At 68.9% G+C, this 16,835-nt stretch carries 16 protein-coding genes; 13 read left to right on the forward strand and 3 right to left on the reverse strand.

The genetic code is table 11. The features are described from left to right. Nucleotides 1–51 precede the first annotated feature (51 nt). From A5780_RS30905 to holA, 11 genes are all read left to right on the forward strand, one after another. Nucleotides 52–945 (forward strand): MoxR family ATPase, encoded by an 894-nt coding sequence (locus tag A5780_RS30905; RefSeq protein ID WP_030512810.1) that lies wholly within the window; start codon nt 52–54, stop codon nt 943–945. A 48-nt stretch (nt 946–993) separates the two neighbouring features. Then, the gene (locus A5780_RS30910) at nt 994–2,439 is read left to right on the forward strand and encodes a VWA domain-containing protein (protein ID WP_064910720.1); all 1,446 of its coding nucleotides are present in this window, start codon (nt 994–996) and stop codon (nt 2,437–2,439) included. A gap of 86 nt (nt 2,440–2,525) precedes the next feature. Continuing rightward, on the forward strand, nt 2,526–3,317 hold the full coding sequence (locus A5780_RS30915) for a hypothetical protein (protein ID WP_064910706.1): 792 nt from the start codon (nt 2,526–2,528) through the stop codon (nt 3,315–3,317). 66 nt (nt 3,318–3,383) lie between these two features. Beyond that, the gene (gene nadD / locus A5780_RS30920) at nt 3,384–4,025 is read left to right on the forward strand and encodes a nicotinate-nucleotide adenylyltransferase (protein WP_030512813.1); all 642 of its coding nucleotides are present in this window, start codon (nt 3,384–3,386) and stop codon (nt 4,023–4,025) included. Then, nucleotides 4,022–4,426: a ribosome silencing factor gene (gene rsfS, locus A5780_RS30925; RefSeq protein WP_030512814.1), complete on the forward strand. Its 405-nt coding sequence runs from the start codon at nt 4,022–4,024 to the stop codon at nt 4,424–4,426. The genes nadD and rsfS overlap by 4 nt, the downstream gene beginning before the upstream one ends. Nucleotides 4,427–4,557: 131 nt before the next feature. Next, complete coding sequence (locus A5780_RS30930; RefSeq protein ID WP_063015533.1) at nt 4,558–5,199, forward strand: histidine phosphatase family protein; 642 nt, start codon at nt 4,558–4,560, stop codon at nt 5,197–5,199. A 496-nt stretch (nt 5,200–5,695) separates the two neighbouring features. Next, nucleotides 5,696–6,451 carry a diglucosylglycerate octanoyltransferase gene (gene octT / locus A5780_RS30935; protein WP_064910722.1) on the forward strand — a complete coding sequence of 252 codons (756 nt, stop codon included), beginning with the start codon at nt 5,696–5,698 and terminating at the stop codon, nt 6,449–6,451. A gap of 17 nt (nt 6,452–6,468) precedes the next feature. Beyond that, a complete protein-coding gene (locus tag A5780_RS30940) occupies nt 6,469–7,311 on the forward strand; it encodes a DegV family protein (RefSeq protein ID WP_030512817.1) in 843 nt (280 codons plus the stop codon). Nucleotides 7,312–7,935: 624 nt separating this feature from the next. Then, on the forward strand, nt 7,936–8,745 hold the full coding sequence (locus A5780_RS43280; protein ID WP_369829563.1) for a ComEA family DNA-binding protein: 810 nt from the start codon (nt 7,936–7,938) through the stop codon (nt 8,743–8,745). 77 nt (nt 8,746–8,822) lie between these two features. Continuing rightward, entirely contained in the window at nt 8,823–10,409 is a 1,587-nt protein-coding gene (locus A5780_RS30950; RefSeq protein WP_082976823.1) for a ComEC/Rec2 family competence protein, read from the forward strand. Continuing rightward, the gene (gene holA / locus A5780_RS30955; RefSeq protein WP_063015521.1) at nt 10,406–11,380 is read left to right on the forward strand and encodes a DNA polymerase III subunit delta; all 975 of its coding nucleotides are present in this window, start codon (nt 10,406–10,408) and stop codon (nt 11,378–11,380) included. Before A5780_RS30950 ends, holA begins: the two co-directional genes overlap by 4 nt. Nucleotides 11,381–11,415: 35 nt before the next feature. On the opposite strand, the gene A5780_RS30960 is transcribed toward holA, so the two are convergent. Next, a complete protein-coding gene (locus A5780_RS30960) occupies nt 11,416–12,426 on the reverse strand; it encodes a phosphatidylinositol-specific phospholipase C domain-containing protein (RefSeq protein ID WP_146102280.1) in 1,011 nt (336 codons plus the stop codon). A 199-nt stretch (nt 12,427–12,625) separates the two neighbouring features. Next, nucleotides 12,626–12,889 carry a 30S ribosomal protein S20 gene (gene rpsT, locus A5780_RS30965; RefSeq protein ID WP_039777096.1) on the reverse strand — a complete coding sequence of 88 codons (264 nt, stop codon included), beginning with the start codon at nt 12,887–12,889 and terminating at the stop codon, nt 12,626–12,628. 334 nt (nt 12,890–13,223) lie between these two features. Here rpsT and A5780_RS30970 point away from each other — a divergent pair, with 334 nt between their 5' ends. Further along, nucleotides 13,224–14,015 (forward strand): aquaporin, encoded by a 792-nt coding sequence (locus A5780_RS30970; protein ID WP_030512823.1) that lies wholly within the window; start codon nt 13,224–13,226, stop codon nt 14,013–14,015. A gap of 68 nt (nt 14,016–14,083) precedes the next feature. On the opposite strand, the gene A5780_RS30975 is transcribed toward A5780_RS30970, so the two are convergent. Beyond that, nucleotides 14,084–14,653 carry a type II toxin-antitoxin system PemK/MazF family toxin gene (locus A5780_RS30975; protein ID WP_030512824.1) on the reverse strand — a complete coding sequence of 190 codons (570 nt, stop codon included), beginning with the start codon at nt 14,651–14,653 and terminating at the stop codon, nt 14,084–14,086. 223 nt (nt 14,654–14,876) lie between these two features. Here A5780_RS30975 and lepA point away from each other — a divergent pair, with 223 nt between their 5' ends. Next, the gene (lepA, locus tag A5780_RS30980) at nt 14,877–16,718 is read left to right on the forward strand and encodes a translation elongation factor 4 (protein ID WP_082857134.1); all 1,842 of its coding nucleotides are present in this window, start codon (nt 14,877–14,879) and stop codon (nt 16,716–16,718) included. The last annotated feature ends 117 nt before the right edge of the window (nt 16,719–16,835 follow it).

The raw sequence follows: 16,835 nt of genomic DNA on the forward strand, positions 1-16,835 counted from the left end.
TACGGTGCATACCTGCAGTGGGCTGCGCTGTTCCCGAAGGAGGGCCCAACTGTGCAGACGACCGTGCACGAGCCGATTTTCGCGTCGGTCGACGATGTGATCGACCGCTTGGCCACCACCGGCTACCTGGCCGACAAGGCCACCGCCACCTCGGTGTTCCTGGCCGACCGGCTCGCCAAGCCGCTGCTGATCGAGGGACCCGCCGGCGTCGGTAAGACCGAACTGTCGCGCGCGGTGGCCCAGGTCGCCGATGCCGAACTGGTCCGCCTGCAGTGCTACGAGGGGATCGACGAGGCGCGGGCCCTCTACGAGTGGAACCACGCCAAGCAGATTCTGCGCATCCAGTCCGCGACCTCCGGTGGGTCGGATTCGGGGAACGCCTGGGCCGACACCAAAGCCGATGTGTTCAGCGAGGAATTCCTGCTCCAGCGCCCGCTGCTGACCGCTATCCGGCGCACCGACCCCACCGTGCTGCTGATCGACGAGGCGGACAAGGCCGATGTCGAGATCGAGGGCCTGATGCTGGAGGTGCTGAGCGACTTCGCCGTCACCGTCCCCGAACTCGGCACGATCACCGCGACCCGCCGCCCGTTCGTGGTCCTCACCTCCAACGCGACCCGCGAACTCTCGGAGGCGCTGAAGCGCCGCTGCCTCTACCTGCACATCGACTTCCCGGACGAGGAACTCGAGCGCCGCATCCTCGCGAGCCGGGTGCCGGAGCTGAAACCGGCGGTGGCCGCACAGCTGGTCCGGGTGGTGCACGTGCTGCGCGGGATGCAGTTGAAGAAGTTGCCGTCGGTCGCCGAATCCATCGACTGGGCCCGCACGCTGCTCGCGCTGGGACTGAAGGATCTCGACGACAAGACCGTGCGCGCGACGCTCGGCGTGGTGCTCAAACACCAGAGCGACCATCAGCGCGCCCTGGCCGAGCTGAAATTGGCCTGAGCCGTGTCCGGTAAGCGCACCACCCCCCGCGCGCTGGTGTCCGCGGCGCTGCGGGGTGGGTCTGCGGCCGCGGCGCAGGGTGCCGCGCAACCCGGCGAGACCGCGCCGCACGGACTGTCCGGGCATGTGGTCGGCTTCGTGGAAGCCTTGCGCGCCAGGGGAATTCCGGTCGGCCCGTCGGAAACGGTAGACGCCGGCCGAGTGCTCACCGTGGTCGATCTGATGGATCGCGAGATGCTGCGCGAGGGCCTGGCCTGTGCGCTGCTGCGCCGGCCCACCCAGCGCGCCACCTTCGACGGCTTGTTCGAGCTGTGGTTCCCCGCCGCACTGGGGGAGCGCGCGGGCGCCGAGGACATCGAGCTCCCGCGGCGCGACGACGGTGAAATCGACCTGTTCGAATTGCGGCGCATGCTGGCCGAGATGCTGGCCGCCGAGCCGACCGGGGACCAGACCCGGCAGCTGCAGAATCTGGCCGCGCAGATGGTCGAGCAGATGGGGCAGTACCAGTCGGCGAACGGGCCGTCGTTCTCGGCGTATCAAACGCTGAAGGATGTGCAGCCCGAGGTGCTGATCAGCAAGATCCTCGCGGGATTGGCCGCCGGGCAGAACAATTCGGAGTTCGACACCGAGGTCGCCCGCCGCGCCGCCCGGGAACGGGTCAAGGCGTTTCGCGGCACGGTCGAGGCCGAGACCCGGCGGCGCGTAGCCGAGCGGCTGGGCCGCGAGCGGGTGGCGACCTACGGTGTTCAGCGCCAGGCCGAGGATGCCGACTTCCTGCGGATCTCGGAGAACGAACTGGCCGAACTGCGGCGCGGTTCGCAGCGGCTGGCCCGGGTGCTGGCCTCCCGGCTCGCCGCCCGGCGCAGACGGTCCCGGCGCGGCGAGATCGACCTGCGCAAGACGCTGCGCAAATCCATGTCGACCGGTGGGGTGCCGATCACGCTGCAGACCCGGAAGCCTCGGCCCGGTCGCCCGGATCTGGTGCTGCTGTGCGATATCTCGGGATCGGTCGCCGGATTCTCCAGTTTCACCATGCTGCTGGTGGATTCGCTGCGTGAGCAGTTCTCGCGGGTGCGGATCTTCGCCTTCGTCGACCAGGTGGACGAGGTGACCCACATCTTCGATCAGGTCACACCGCTGGATCAGGTGACCCGGCGCATCTTCACCGAGACGAAGGTGGTCGGATTCGAGGGGCATTCGGATTACGGTGCGGCGCTGCGCGGTTTCGCCGAGGACTGGCCGGATGTGGTGACCAGCCGTACCTCCCTGCTGATCCTCGGCGACGCCCGCACCAACTATCGCGATCCGGCGCTGAATACTCTGCGGGAACTCGTCCAGGTGGCCAAGCACGCGCACTGGCTGAATCCGGAGGCCGAAAAGATGTGGGGCACCGGCGATTCGGCGGCCAACCGCTACGCCGAGGTCGTCGAGATGCACGAATGCCGGTCGGCGCGCCAGCTGACCGGTGTGGTGAGCAGGCTGCTTCCGGTCTAGGCCGCGAGGAGGGATAGCGAGCCGTTTGCCCGGAACCATCAGCGGCTGTTAAGCGCTTTCCAAGGCGGGCCGTCGATCATTCGCGCGTGCCGTGCCCATCGGGGGAGTTCGCCGACGAAATCCCCGTCGACCAGCCGAGCGCCCCTGCGGCGCAACGAGATCCCCACGACCGGGATGCCGAGCCCGCCGAGTTTCCCGATGCCGGGCCCCCCGATCGTGAGCGATCCGGCTCCGTGCCGGCTGCGTCCGAATGCCCGGCACCCGCATCGGACGAACCGGCGCCGGGAGATCTCCGGCTGCGGGCACGGGAACTGACCGAGGCCGCGACCGCCCTGCTCGGCACCAGCCCTGCCGTCGCCGAACGAATGTTGTTGCAGGCTCTGCACTGTGGCACGGGCGTTCTCTCCGGTGAACAACGCGCGCGGCTGTACTCGCTGGTGGTGACCGCGGTCGCCAACCAGCCGGGCCGTGAGCACGACCTGGCGGCCGCGGCGGCCGCCGCGGCCGCGAGCTGGACCGGTATCTCCGCCGCCGACGTGGCCCATCACACGCTGCTCGCCGCCCGCGTCCACTACCGCCGCGGTCACCACCGCCGCGCGGCCACCCTGTACGCCCAGGCCCTCGGCTGCGATGCGCTGCCCTATCCGCCGGAAGAAATCGCGGTGCTGTACGAGCAGCTCGGACGCTGCTTGGAACAGTGCCACCGCCACCGTGCCGCGGCACGGGCCTACACAGCGGGTGCGGCCGCCGTCGCCGGCCGGCCCCAGTGGGACGAACTGCACCGCGACCTGATCGAGGCCGCGACCCGGTCCCGGCGCGCGGCGCGCAATCCGGCCGCGATGGTGCGGGCGTATCTGTCGGCGCGGCGGGCGCGATGAGCTCATAGCACCGGATCGCCGACGAGACCCACCCCTGCCCGGGCCCGCCCAGTAAGCTCGGCATTCGTGCAAAACACAGGCCGGCGCAAACTGGGCGTGATGGGCGGTACGTTCGATCCGATCCATCACGGGCATCTGGTTGCCGCCAGTGAGGTCGCCAACCGGTTCGACCTCGATGAAGTGATCTTCGTACCCACCGGGCAGCCGTGGCAGAAATCCTCACGGCAGGTCTCTCCGGCGGAGGACCGCTATCTGATGACGGTCATCGCCACCGCATCCAATCCGCGGTTCACGGTCAGTCGCGCCGACATCGACCGGGAGAAGGCCACCTACACCGTCGACACCCTTCGTGACCTGCAGAATCAGCATCCGGACGCCGATCTGTACTTCATCACGGGTGCGGACGCGCTGGCCAGCATCCTGACATGGCAGGATTGGGCGGAACTGTTCGAGCTGGCGAAGTTCGTCGGGGTGAGCCGTCCGGGGTACGAATTGAATGTCGACCACCTCGAGGAACATCTGCGAAATCAGCCGGCCGATGCGGTCACCGTCATCGAGATCCCGGCCCTGGCGATCTCGTCGAGCGAATGCCGTCGCCGCGCCGCCGAGGGGCGTCCGGTGTGGTACCTCGTTCCCGACGGCGTCGTGCAGTACATATCGAAACGGCACCTGTACGTGCCGGGAGGGAACGGGAAGGTGAGCCAATGACGGCATCGGCACAGGCGGTGGAGATGGCGCAGGTCGCCGCGCGGGCCGCCGACGAGAAGCTGGCGACCGACGTCGTCGTCCTCGATGTCTCCGATCAGCTGGTGATCACCGACTGCTTCGTCATCGCCTCCGCGCCGAACGAGCGTCAGGTCAACGCGATCGTCGACAACGTCGAGGAGAAGTTGCGTCTCGCCGGGCACAAGCCGGTCCGCCGCGAGGGCACTCGTGAAGGTCGCTGGGTGCTGCTGGACTACGTCGACGTCGTAGTGCACATCCAGCACAGCGACGAGCGCAATTTCTATGCGCTGGAACGGTTGTGGAAGGACTGCCCGCAGGTCGAGGTGCCGGGTCTGGCGGCTCCCGCGCAGGCTCCGGCGAGTGGTAGCGGGGACCCCGCGTGAACCGCAGGCCCGAAGGCGACACCGCGCGTGAACCCGAACAGGCCGGGGAGCGCGGCATCGAATCCGGTGGGAGCGACGCGGCCGAAGGTGTTGCGGCGGCGGCCGGCTCGCGGGCGACGAAGTATCCGGGGGTGCGCCGGCTGATCCTGCTGCGACACGGACAGACGGAATGGAACGCCGCCGACCGGATGCAGGGCCAGATCGACACCGAGCTCAGCGAATTGGGCCGGCGCCAGGCGAAAGACGCTGCGCGCGATCTCGTTTCCCAGGACGCCGTCGCGATCGTCTCCTCGGATCTGCGCCGCGCCTACGACACCGCACTCGCCCTGGCCGAACACAGCGGACTCGAGGTCGTGCGGGATGCGCGGCTGCGGGAGACCAGCCTCGGCGACTGGGAAGGTCTCGACCATCTCGAGGTGGATGCGCGGTATCCGGGTGCGCGCAAGGCGTGGCGGCTGGATCCCACCGTGACCCCGCCGGGCGGGGAGAGCAAACTCGAGGTCGGCGCGCGGGCACTGCCGGTGGTTCGCGAGCTGTTCGCCGAGCGTGCGGACTGGCCCGGCCGTACCATCATCCTGGTCGCGCACGGCGGGCTGATCGCGGCCCTGACCGCCGCGCTGCTGGAGCTGCCCGAGCACAAATGGCCGATCCTGGGCGGATTGGCCAATACCAGCTGGGTGCAGCTGAGCAGCCACGGTCCGGGCATCGAGCAGCCGGGTTGGCGGCTGGATGTGTGGAATGCGGCGGCGAAGGTAGCTCCTGATGTCCTCTGAACGCTCCTCCGACGACCGGGACGAACCGGTCCGGCAGGTATCCGACGAACTGTTGCGCAAGGCCTCCGAAGGGCCCGTCCGGCGGCTGCCCGACGCGCTGTTCGGTGGTCCGGTCGCGCCGGTGGAACCGGCCGGGGAATCCGATGCGGCTTCCGAATCGGGCGACGCGGACGACGACGGCGGATCGACCGGTCCGCCGGCCGTTCTCGCGGATGTGCCCACCGAGGCAGAGGAGAATGCGGAACCGGCCGCGGACGCGCGGGAAGACAGCGTGCCCGGCGGTTCCGAGACGACGCCGTCCACCGAGGCGGCGATTACGCACGCCGTATCCGGCGACGCGGCGGTAGCCGATGACGCCGACGCGGCGCTCGATGCCCACGGGAAGTCCGACACCGGTTCCGGCGCGGCAACTCCCGGCGAGCGGACCGTGTCGAGCGCGGCCGTCGACGCCGTATCGGGAATCGACGACGCGGTCTCCGCGGATGCGCAGCCGAGCATCGGCGACGCGGCCGGCACATCCGAGGCTTCGGCGCGGCCCGTGCTGGTCGTGATCGCGGATTCGCTGTCGTACTTCGGGCCGAAGGGCGGCCTGCCCGCCGACCATCCGCGGATCTGGCCGAATCTGGTTGCCGCGGAACTCGATTGGGACGTCGAATTGGTGGCGCGCATCGGCTGGACCTGCCGCGACGCCTATTGGGCACTCATCGGCGATCCGCGCGTGTGGGCCGCGGTGCCGCGCGCGGGAGCGGTCGTCCTGGCCACGGGCGGGATGGACACGCTGCCGTCGCCGCTACCGACGGCGCTGCGCGAATTGATCCGGTATCTGCGCCCCCCGGTGCTGCGCCGGCAGGTGCGTACCGGCTACCAGTGGCTGCAACCGCGGCTGTCGAAACTCGGTCGCCCCGTGGCACTTCCGCCGCATGTGAGCATCGACTACCTGGAACAGTCACGGCATGCGCTGGCCCAGTTGCGGCCGGATCTGCCGGTGGTCTCGGTACTGCCCTCGGTGCACGATTGCGAGGCCTACGGCCGGGTCCACACCGGGCGTGCGCCCGCGGTGCGTGCGCTGCGGGAATGGTCGGCGAAATCCGGTGTGCCGCTGGTGGATCTGGGCGAAGCCGTGCGCGACGACATTTTTTCGGGCGAGGCGAATCCGGACGGGATCCACTGGGGCTGGGAGGGACATGCCGCGGTGGCACGGGCCATGGTGAAGGTGCTGTCGGAGGTGCGTTCGGTCGAGGCCGGTGCATGAATCGGTGCGGATAGCCGATGACCGTCGTGGTGGTCACGGATTCGGCGGCGAGCGTTCCCGCCGAACTGGTAGCGGAGTTGGGCATCGTGGTGGTGCCGCTGCATGTGCTGGTCGACGATCGTGCGATCGCCGAGGGTGTCGACGAATGCGAGATCGACTACGGCGCGTCCACGGTGACGACCTCGTCCGCCTCCCCGGGTGAATTGCGCGCCGCCTACGAGCGCGCCCTGGAGCTCAGCGAGGGTGACGGTGTCGTGGCCGTGCATATTTCGCGTCAGCTCTCGGCGACCTGGGAAGCCGGGCGCCAAGCCGTGCAGGATATGGATGCCGCCGCCCGGGTGCGACTGGTGGATTCGCTGAGCGCGGGCCTGGGCACCGGGCTGCCCGTACTCGCCGCGGCCCGTCGCGCGAAGTCGGGTGCGGCGCTGGATGTCGTCTACGACACCGCGGTCGCCGCCGCCGGGCGATCTCGCACGTTCATCGTCGTCAATCGGACCGAGCAGCTGCGTCGCGGCGGGCGGCTCAGCACCGCGGCCATGTTCTTCGGCACCGAACTGGTGACCAAGCCGATACTGCAGATCGTCGACGGCAAACTGGAGCTGCGGGAGAAGGCGCGGACGCGATCCAAGGCCTTCGCGAAACTCGTTGCCGCAGCGGTCGATGCGGCCGGTGACGACGGAGCGGCGGTGGCGGTTCAGCATCTCGGTGCCGCCGCGGCGGCGGCCACGATCGCCGGACAGCTCGGCGAACTCATTCCCGGTATGCGGGAGCTCGTGACCGCCGAATTCGGCCCGACACTCGGCGTGCACGTGGGCACCGGTGCGGTCGGCGTCCTGGTGGTCCCCGGCGGCTGCGGCTGAGCGCCTACCACCGCCGGCCGACGAGTTCCGCCCCCGCACCGGGGGTTGTCCACAGCTCGGACGCTGTCCCCAGACATTCCGAAACCCCAGTTCGCGCACCGAGTCACGGCCCGCCGCGCACATACGGTCACCGTCATGGCGCGACACGAGGATCGGACCCTACTGCGGCAGCGACTGCACGACGTATCACCCAGGCCGGCAACGCTCGGCACCCTGGCCCCCGGTCCGGATGACCCGACCCACGACGGGCTGTGGGACCTCGCCCGATCACCCGCGGACTCGCCCGAACAGCGCCGTGATCCCTCGGGCGGTCCCTCTGGGAGCCGGGATCTCGGCTCGCGCGGTAGTGAACCGGGTCCGCCCGCCGAACCGGTGAGCGGCTCCGACGGCGGCCGAACCATGGTCGCAACGCGACCGGGTGTGGACGCCGGCCGGGACGAGGACGCCGCCGGTGGGCGGACCGGCGTACACGGCGGGACTTGGCCGAGGCGGCCGTATTCGCCGAGCCGTATCCGGCAGAGTCGCGACGATCCCGCGCCGCCTCCTGGTAGTGCGGGAGCCCTCGACCGACGCGACGGTGACGGCCGGGACGGGGAGGAAGGTCCCGCGGCGACCGGCGCGGCGGTGACCTTTTCCGAGGCGCCGGAGAGTCCGCGAATTCCGCAGTGGCTCAGCGAACCGGTGGGATCGGTGACGATCTGGCAGCGGCTGGTTCCGGAGCGATTCCGGGGAGTTCGCGTGGATCCCGGGCGCAAAGGAGTGTGGGTGCTGGCCGGTGCCGGCGTGGCGGCGGTCATCGTGGCGGCGGCCGCCGCGCATCGAGACGATCCGGTGGCAGCGCCCGTGGCGCCGCTACCGGCAGTGCGCACCGACGCCGCCGAAACCTCGATGGCCCCCGCACCGGTGGACGGCCCCGGACTGGCCGTGCGGTCCGATCCGCCCGGCCGGGCGACGCCGTCGTCGGCTCCCGGCGGCGATCTGGTGGTCAGCGTCATCGGTCTGGTCGAACATCCGGGACTGTTGCACCTCGCACCGGGAACACGGGTCGCCGACGCTGTCGCGGTGGCCGTCGCGCGAGACGGTGCGGACCTCGCGGGGCTGAATCTCGCCCAGCGGCTCGCCGACGGAGACCAGATCGTCGTCGGCGCGCCCGCTCCCGCGAGCGGCCCGCGCCTCGGCAGCATGGTCGTTCCGGGTGGACCGCATCCGGCCTCGACATCGGGCGCCGTCGCGCCACCGGGACACAAGGTCAACCTCAACACGGCGACGGAACAGGATCTCGACTCTCTCACCGGGGTGGGCCCCACCACCGCCGCCGCCATCATCGGCTGGCGCATTCAGCACGGCCGCTTCACCAGCATCGACCAGCTCGCCGAAGTCACCGGCATCGGTCCCGCCAAGCTCAACCGTCTCCGCGATCAGGTCACCCTGTGAACCGCGGTGGATCGAGCGGCGGTCGAGTCCGGCCCGAGCGGGCCTCGGACTCCGCCCGCGACGGTGCGGAACGGGGGATGGCCGGTCCCGGTGGCGCTGCAGTGGACGCGCGGCTGCTTCCCGCGGCGCTGGGGTGCTGGGGCGTGACCATTGCGGGCATATCGCTGGGGTGGCGAGCCGGTGTGTGGGTGTGCGCCGGGCTCGCAATCTCGGCGGCCGGACTCGGAATCCTTCTGGCACGTAGCCGTTTTCGGGTGCCGCATCGAGCGGTGTGGTGGGTGGTGCTGGCCGCGTTGCTGGTGTCCGCCGGGTTCGGGGTGGCGGCGTCGTGTGACGCGTATCGGGTGAGTGCGCACCCCCTTGGGCGGCTGGCGGCGGGCAGTGTGGTGACGGCCGAGATGGTGGCGGGGGATCCGAAACCCCTCCCGGCCCGTTCCTTCGGTGGACGGCAATGGTCGATGCGCGCGACGGTGCGCGAATTCCGTTACGGCGCAACATCGGTGCACGGCGATGCGGCGGTGACGGTGATCATGCCGGAGCGGATCTGGTCGGATCTGGTGCCGGGGCAGCACGTCACGTTCCGGGCACGGCTCAATCGCCCGTGGCGGCGGGATCTGACGGTCGCCGTACTGCGGGCCCAGGGCCCGCCGAGCCGCGTCGGCCCGCGCCCGTGGTGGCAGTCGGCGGCCGCGACGGTGCGGGAGAATCTGTCCGAGGCGGCCCGGCGTGCACTGCCACCGGATGCGGCCGGAGTGCTGCCGGGGCTGATCGACGGCGACATCTCCCGGCTGCCGGATCACGTGCGAGAGGACTTCCGGGCGGTCGATCTCACCCATCTGGTCGCCGTGTCCGGAACCAATGTGTCGATCGTCCTGGCCGCCGTGCTGCTCGCGACCCGCGCTCTGACACTCGACCCGCGCTGGGGCGCGGTACTCGCCGGCCTGGCCCTCATCGGATTCGTCATTCTGGCGCGCCCGTCGCCGTCGGTATTGCGGGCGGCGGTGATGGGCGCGATCGCGGTGCTGGCAATGGTGACGGGACGCCGGAAACAGGCGCTCCCCGCGCTGTGCGCCGCGGTGATCGTGTTGATCGCGTTCTCGCCCCAGCTGGCGGTCGACCTCGGCTTCGCCCTGTCGGTGCTGGCGACCGCGGGCCTGATCCTGCTGGCGCCGATCTGGTCGCAGTGGCTCGAACATCGCGGCTGGCCCCCGCTGGTGGCCGAGGCGTTCGGTGTCGCGGCGGCGGCCTTCGCGGTCACCACGCCGATCATCACCGCGCTCACCGGCCATGTCAGCGGTGTGGCGATCGTGGCGAATGTGCTGGTCGAACCCGTCGTCGCGCCGATCACGCTGCTCGGTGTCGGCGCGGCCGCCCTGTCCTGCTGCTGGCAACCGGCGGCGATCGTGGTGCTGAACCTGGCCGAGCCGCCGCTGTGGTGGTTGCTCTTCGTCGCCGAACGCGGTGCGGCGCTGGGGATTTCGCTGCCGATGCCCGCGGGCGCGACGGGCGCGGCACTGGCCGGAGCGCTCATCGGCTGTGGTGTCGCCGTGCTCGCCCGGCTCGGCTCGCGCCGCACTCGCACACATGCGGGCCCGGCGCCGCCACCCGGACCCGGCGACGGGTCGGTGAACCTGTCACCGGCCACCCGTAGGATCGTGCCGTGACCGATCACCTGGCTGCCTTACATCTGGTACTCGGTGAGGAGGAACTGCTCATCGAACGGGCGGTCGCCTCGATCGTGGCGCAGGCGCGGGCCGCGACCAACGATCCAAGCGCGATGCCGGTGGATCGGCTGCGGGCGGGGGATGCGAGTGCCGCCGAACTGGCCGAACTGCTGAGCCCCTCGCTGTTCGCCGAGGATCGGGTGATCGTGCTCGAGGCCGCCGCGGAGGCCGGTAAGGACGCGGTGGCGCTGGTCACCGCGGCCGCCGGTGATCTGCCCGAGGGAGTTGTGCTCGTGGTTCTGCATTCCGGCGGCGGCCGGGCCAAGGCGCTGGCGCCGGCTTTGCAGAAACAGGGCGCCGACGTGCACAACTGCGCCAAGATCGGTAAGGCGAACGAGCGAAACGAATTCGTGCGCAACGAATTTCGCACCGCCGGCGTGCGAGTTTCGAGTGACGTGGTGCAGGCCGTGGTGGAGGCGATCGGATCGGATCTGCGAGAGCTGGCCGCGGCCTGTTCCCAGCTGGCCGCCGATACCGGCGGCAAGGTGGATGTCGACGCGGTGCGCCGGTACTACTCCGGTCGTGCCGAGGTCACCGGCTTCGAGGTCGCCGATCTTGCCGTCGCCGGTGACCGCCCCGCGGCCATGGAGGCATTGCGCTGGGCGACCGACCGTGGCGTTCCCGCCGTTCTGCTCGCCGACGCGCTCGCCGATTCCGTACACACCATCGCGAGGGTCGGATCCGCCGGACGTGGCGATCCGTTCGCGCTGGCCTCGCAACTCGGCATGCCGCCCTGGAAGGTGAAGAAGGCACAGACCCAGGCGCGCGGCTGGACCGCCGCCACCATCGGCAACGCCCTGCACGTGGTGGCCGCCCTCAATGCCGACGTCAAAGGCGGTGCGGCCGATACGGATTACGCGCTCGAACACGCCTTGGCCGCGATCCTGGATCTGCACGCCGCCTCGCACTGAGCCGCGGCCGCTGCGCTCGTGCAATGTGTCCGGATCTAGCGGTGGTTGTGCGCGATGATCTCGCCGACCAGTGCGGGCCCCGGGAAGTCGGTCATCACGACGCCGGTCGCCGTGCCGGGACGGGAGCGGAGATAGTCGAGTGCGCGCTGATTCTCGTATTCGGCGTAGCGGTGGGGAAATTTCGCCGGGTCGGGCACCCCGGAGGCCGACAGGAAGTCCATCGACAGGGCGTGGTCGCCGATGGCCGGGGCCTGCGCGAGGTGGGCGGCGACGGCCGCCCATTTGTCCTCGCGCGTGGGTTTGTCCCACAGATCCTGTGCGTCGATCGGCAGACCACGGTCATCGATTCCGTCGGCCCGGATCACGACGATGGCGCCGCGCACCTCACCCAGCCGGGGAAGCGCGACCGGTCCGGTCGCCGCCGGTCGCCACACCCGTGGCTGCGCGTTCAGGTACCGATCCAGCAGCGGTGGGTCGGGCGGTCGCCCACCCGCGTCCTCGCACTGAAACGTCTTGTCCTCGTTCGTGCATTCGGCCTTCACCCGCATCAGGAGCGTTTCGCGCGGATGCCGATTCAGGAATTGTTCGCCCGCCCGCAGCACGTCGTCGAGACCGGCCTGCTGATAGAAGCTACCGTGCTGTACGCCGAGGTTGCCGGCCTCGTCGCGCCGGACCCGGATATCGAGCGCCCGGATGCCGGCCTCGAGCTGGGTGCTCAGGGTTCGTTGCGAGGCGCAGGTCGGCTCGGTGCAACCGGTATCGAACTTCTCCTGGGTGACCACGGCCGGTCCGGCCTTACCGCCGTGGATCGACAGGGTGTCGTGGGTGCCGGGAACGGACATCTCGCCGAGCGAGGTGCTGTCGGGCAATGCGCCCATCCAGTCCGGATTGCTCGCCGAGTCGAGGTGATCGATCGCGCCGGCGGTGGCGGCCCGGGGCATCCCGGCGGCCTCGGTGCCCGGCGCGGCCGATGCCGACCGCGTCGCGGCGGCGGATCGTGCGGTCGGCGTCGATTGATCACACCCGGTCAGCAGCGTGCTCGACACCGCCGCCACCACGAGGAAAAGGCCCGTGCTTCTGCGAATTTCCCCACCCCACACCCGCACCACGCTAGCGGACGCGAATCAACGACAAAAGCCGCCGTGGTCATCTGCGATGCAGATCCTCTGCCACGGCGGCGTTGCGAATGCTGTTGTGCGGCAAAATCAGCCGCGTCGGTTCCGGCCGCGGCCGGAACCCGGGAAATCAGCCCAGCTTGTTGAAGGCCAGCGAGAGGGCCGACTTCTTGTTGGCGGCCTGGTTGGCGTGGATGACGCCCTTCGAGGCGGCCTTGTCCAGGCTGCGGCTCGCCGAACGCATCAGCTCGAGCGCCTTGTCCTTCTCGCCCGCCGCGGCGGCCTCGCGGAACTTGCGGATCGAGGTGCGCAGCGCGGACTTCACCGACTGGTTGCGCACCCGCGCCGCCTCGTTGGTGCGGATCCGCTTCATCTGGGACTTGATGTTGGCCACGCCTGTTCCTCTGATTCCTTCTCGTCAGTTGATGTGCTCTAGATGTTCGTGAAAAGTCTCTGGGCGCACTACACCGAAACGGGTAGCGCCGCGCCGACGATCGAGGTTACCAGTTGAGGCGGTGCGAAGCGAAATCGCCGTGCCTGCGCCCGGTCATCGCACAATCCGGTCCGAGTATCCGCGGTCTGCTCCCGATATGCGAATCGCCGTCATTGTGCACCGTTATCCGGTCCCGTAGCGTCCGACTTGGACGGCCGTACGGGTCGTTCAGCGAGTTTCCTGAATCTCCACGTGGTACCGACTCGAAGCACACGCTCGAAAAGGGAGGTGGCAGATGTCTCCGACTGCTCAGGAAGTGCTCGAAAATGTAGTCGAGCAGCGTGAAGTGCCGTTGGCTCGAAAATTGGTGGCCGAGGTGATCGGCACATTCGTACTGGTCTTCGGCGGCGTGGGTACGGCCGTCTTCGCCGGAAGCCGGGTGGGGGTGCTCGGAATCGCGCTCGCCTTCGGTTTCAGCCTCTCGTTGCTGGTCTACGCGATCGGCCCGATCTCAGGAGCGCACGTCAATCCGGCGGTGACCATCGGTCAGCTGGCGATGGGCAGGATCAGCTGGCTCACCGCCGTCTACTACTGGGTCGCGCAACTGGTCGGCGGGTTCATCGCCGGTGCGGTGATCTTCGGCATCGCCAGGAATCTGCCGTCCTACAACCGCGCCTCCGACGGTCTGGCCGCAAACGGCTGGGGTGCGCACAGCCCATCGGCTGTGCATGTGCGTGGCCCCATGGCAACGCTCACGCAGGACGGTTACGGCTTGGCCGCGGCCGTCACCGTCGAGGTAATCCTGACCGCGCTGCTGGTTTTCGTGGTCTTGGCGTCGACCGACCGGATCTCGCATGTCGGGATGGCCGGGCTCGGTATCGGTATCACTCTCGCGGTGATCAACCTGATCGCTATCCCGATCGACAACGCCTCGGCGAATCCGGCACGCAGTCTCGCGGTCGCTCCGTATCAGAACGGGGCACTGCCACAGGTCTGGGTCTTCGTAGTCTTCCCGCTGCTCGGCGGCTTGTTGGGCGCGCTGGTCTACAGCGCCCTGTTCGGCCGCACCCGGCATCTCGCCGACTGATCCGGCGACGCCGATGGTGAATCCGGTCGCGCCACGTGCGGCCGGATTCACTGGTTCGGCCGGCCTGCTCAACCCCAGTTGTATTCCGCACACAGCCGATGCGCGACGTGATCGAAGGTTTTCCGCGGGAGAATCGCCCCCTCACGCCGGATGCCCGCTTCGGGCACGTCGAGCACCCGGTCCAGCCGGACCCAGCTGTCGCGCCCCTCGTAATCCCAAGGGCCCGAACCGATTCCGATCCAATTGTGCTCGGCGCCGCGCGCCGGATTCGAGGAGAGCATCAGCCCCAGCAGAGTCTTGCGCTCCCGGCCCACGACCAGCACGGGGCGGTCCTTGCCGTTGGCCGGATCCTCCTCGTACGGCACCCAGGTCCACACGATCTCGCCCGGATCGGCGCGGCCGTCGAGTTGGGGGCAGTAGACGATCTGGCGGGCACGTTCCCGGGTGGGCACCGGAGTCGAGGCCGCCGGCCGCACCGCGACCGTGTCCTTGCGGCGGCCGCCGAGAGCGCGGTCCCACATCGAGGAACGTTGCATCCGGTCGACGAGTTTCGGCGCCTGCTTCTTGACGATCCGGGGCCCCTGCTCCTTGGCAATGGTCCCCAACTGCTTGCCCAGAGAGCTCCATGTGCTGGCCATATCGGCAGAGCTTAACGGCGAACCGCGCTCGGCTCATCCCTGCCGGATTCGCCTGTGCCGGGCGGGGAATCGAGTGTGCCGCCGCTCACATCCGGGTCGCCGGCCCCGGGAACTGCGCCGTTGCCGCCGATGCCGGCCCGCCGGTGCGTGCACGACCACGCGGTATGCGCACGTAGACTGCCGCATGGCGACTTATCGACTTGTTCACGGGTAGGAGTGTCCCATCAGCACGTTTGCCGACACGACGTTCACCGATCCCTCGCGGATCCGGAACTTCTGCATCATCGCGCATATCGACCACGGCAAGTCCACGCTGGCCGACCGCATGCTGCAGTTGACCGGGGTGGTCGAGGAACGGCAGATGCGTGCGCAGTATCTGGACCGGATGGATATCGAGCGCGAGCGCGGGATCACCATCAAGGCCCAGAATGTGCGGCTGCCCTGGAACGTCGATGGCACCGACTACGTCCTGCACTTGATCGACACCCCCGGCCACGTCGACTTCACCTACGAGGTCTCGCGGGCACTCGAGGCGTGTGAGGGTGCGATCCTGCTGGTCGACGCGGCCCAGGGCATCGAGGCGCAGACGCTGGCCAACCTGTATCTGGCACTGGACAAGGATCTCGAGGTCATCCCGGTGCTGAACAAGATCGACCTGCCCGCGGCCGATCCGGACCGCTACGCCGCCGAGCTGGCCCATATCGTCGGCTGCGAACCGGAGGACGTGCTGCGCGTATCGGGCAAGACCGGCGTCGGCGTTCCCGAACTGCTCAACAAGGTGATCGAGACGGTCCCGCCGCCGGTCGGCGAGGCCGATGCCCCGGCCCGCGCGCTGATCTTCGACTCGGTCTACGACACCTACCGCGGTGTCGTCACCTACGTGCGTGTGGTGGACGGCAAGCTCACCCCGCGCCAGAAGATCAAGATGATGTCCACCGGCGCCACCCACGAACTGCTGGAGATCGGCATCGTCTCGCCCGAGCCCAAGCCCACCCAGGGCCTCGGCGTCGGTGAGGTGGGCTATCTCATCACCGGTGTGAAGGACGTCCGGCAGTCGAAGGTCGGTGACACCGTCACCACCGCGCGCGACGGCGCCACCGAGGCGCTGACCGGCTATCGCGAGCCGCGTCCGATGGTCTACTCCGGTCTCTACCCGGTCGACGGTTCGGACTATCCGGACCTGCGTGACGCGCTGGACAAACTGCAGCTCAACGATGCCGCGCTCACCTACGTGCCGGAGACCTCGGTCGCGCTCGGCTTCGGTTTCCGCTGCGGCTTCCTCGGACTGCTGCATATGGAGATCACCCGGGAGCGGCTGCAGCGCGAATTCAACCTGGATCTCATCTCCACCGCGCCCAACGTGATCTATCGCGTGATCATGGAGGACGGCACCGAACAGGTTGTCACCAACCCGTCGTTCTGGCCCGAGGGCAAGGTGCGCCAGATCTTCGAACCGGTGACCAAGTGCACGATCATCGCGCCGAGCGAGTTCGTCGGCACCATCATGGAGCTGTGCCAGTCGCGCCGCGGTGAACTGCTCGGCATGGACTATCTGTCCGAGACGCGCGTGGAGATGCGGTACACCCTGCCGATGGCGGAGATCATCTTCGACTTCTTCGATTCGCTGAAGTCGCGCACGCGCGGTTACGCCTCGCTGGACTACGAGGAGGCGGGCGAGCAGGAGGCCGCGCTGGTCAAGGTCGACATCCTGTTGCAGGGCGAGGCCGTGGACGCCTTCTCGGCCATCGTGCACAAGGACGCCGCCCAGGCCTACGGCCACAAGATGACCACCAAACTGCGCGAGCTCATTCCGCGGCAGCAGTTCGAGGTGCCGATCCAGGCGGCCATCGGCTCGAAGGTCATCGCCCGCGAGAACATTCGCGCGATCCGTAAGGACGTGCTGGCCAAGTGCTACGGCGGCGACATTTCGCGTAAGCGCAAGCTGCTCGAGAAGCAGAAGGAGGGCAAGAAGCGGATGAAGACCATCGGCCGGGTCGACGTTCCGCAGGAGGCCTTCGTCGCCGCGCTCTCGACCGATTCGTCATCGGACAAGCCGAAGAGGTAGTCTCCAAGGTTCCGTGAGATCAGTTGGACCGTTGACCGAGTCGACTGCCGGTTGATCTTGGGGCTTTCCGGTCACGACCGCCGGTGGCAAGCTCAGAAAGTACCGCTGTGGCCTGTC

Source organism: Nocardia sp. 852002-20019_SCH5090214 (genome assembly GCF_001665865.1).
GTDB lineage: Bacteria > Actinomycetota > Actinomycetes > Mycobacteriales > Mycobacteriaceae > Nocardia > Nocardia nova.

Excerpts from the sequence above, each read along its gene's own strand:
- rsfS (WP_030512814.1), top strand. The coding sequence starts at position 4,022 with ATGACGGCATCGGCACAGGCGGTGGAGATGGCGCAGGTCGCCGCGCGG.
- A5780_RS30940 (WP_030512817.1), top strand. The coding sequence starts at position 6,469 with ATGACCGTCGTGGTGGTCACGGATTCGGCGGCGAGCGTTCCCGCCGAA.
- A5780_RS30950 (WP_082976823.1), top strand. The coding sequence starts at position 8,823 with ATGGCCGGTCCCGGTGGCGCTGCAGTGGACGCGCGGCTGCTTCCCGCG.
- A5780_RS30970 (WP_030512823.1), top strand. The coding sequence starts at position 13,224 with ATGTCTCCGACTGCTCAGGAAGTGCTCGAAAATGTAGTCGAGCAGCGT.
- A5780_RS30975 (WP_030512824.1), bottom strand. The coding sequence starts at position 14,653 with ATGGCCAGCACATGGAGCTCTCTGGGCAAGCAGTTGGGGACCATTGCC.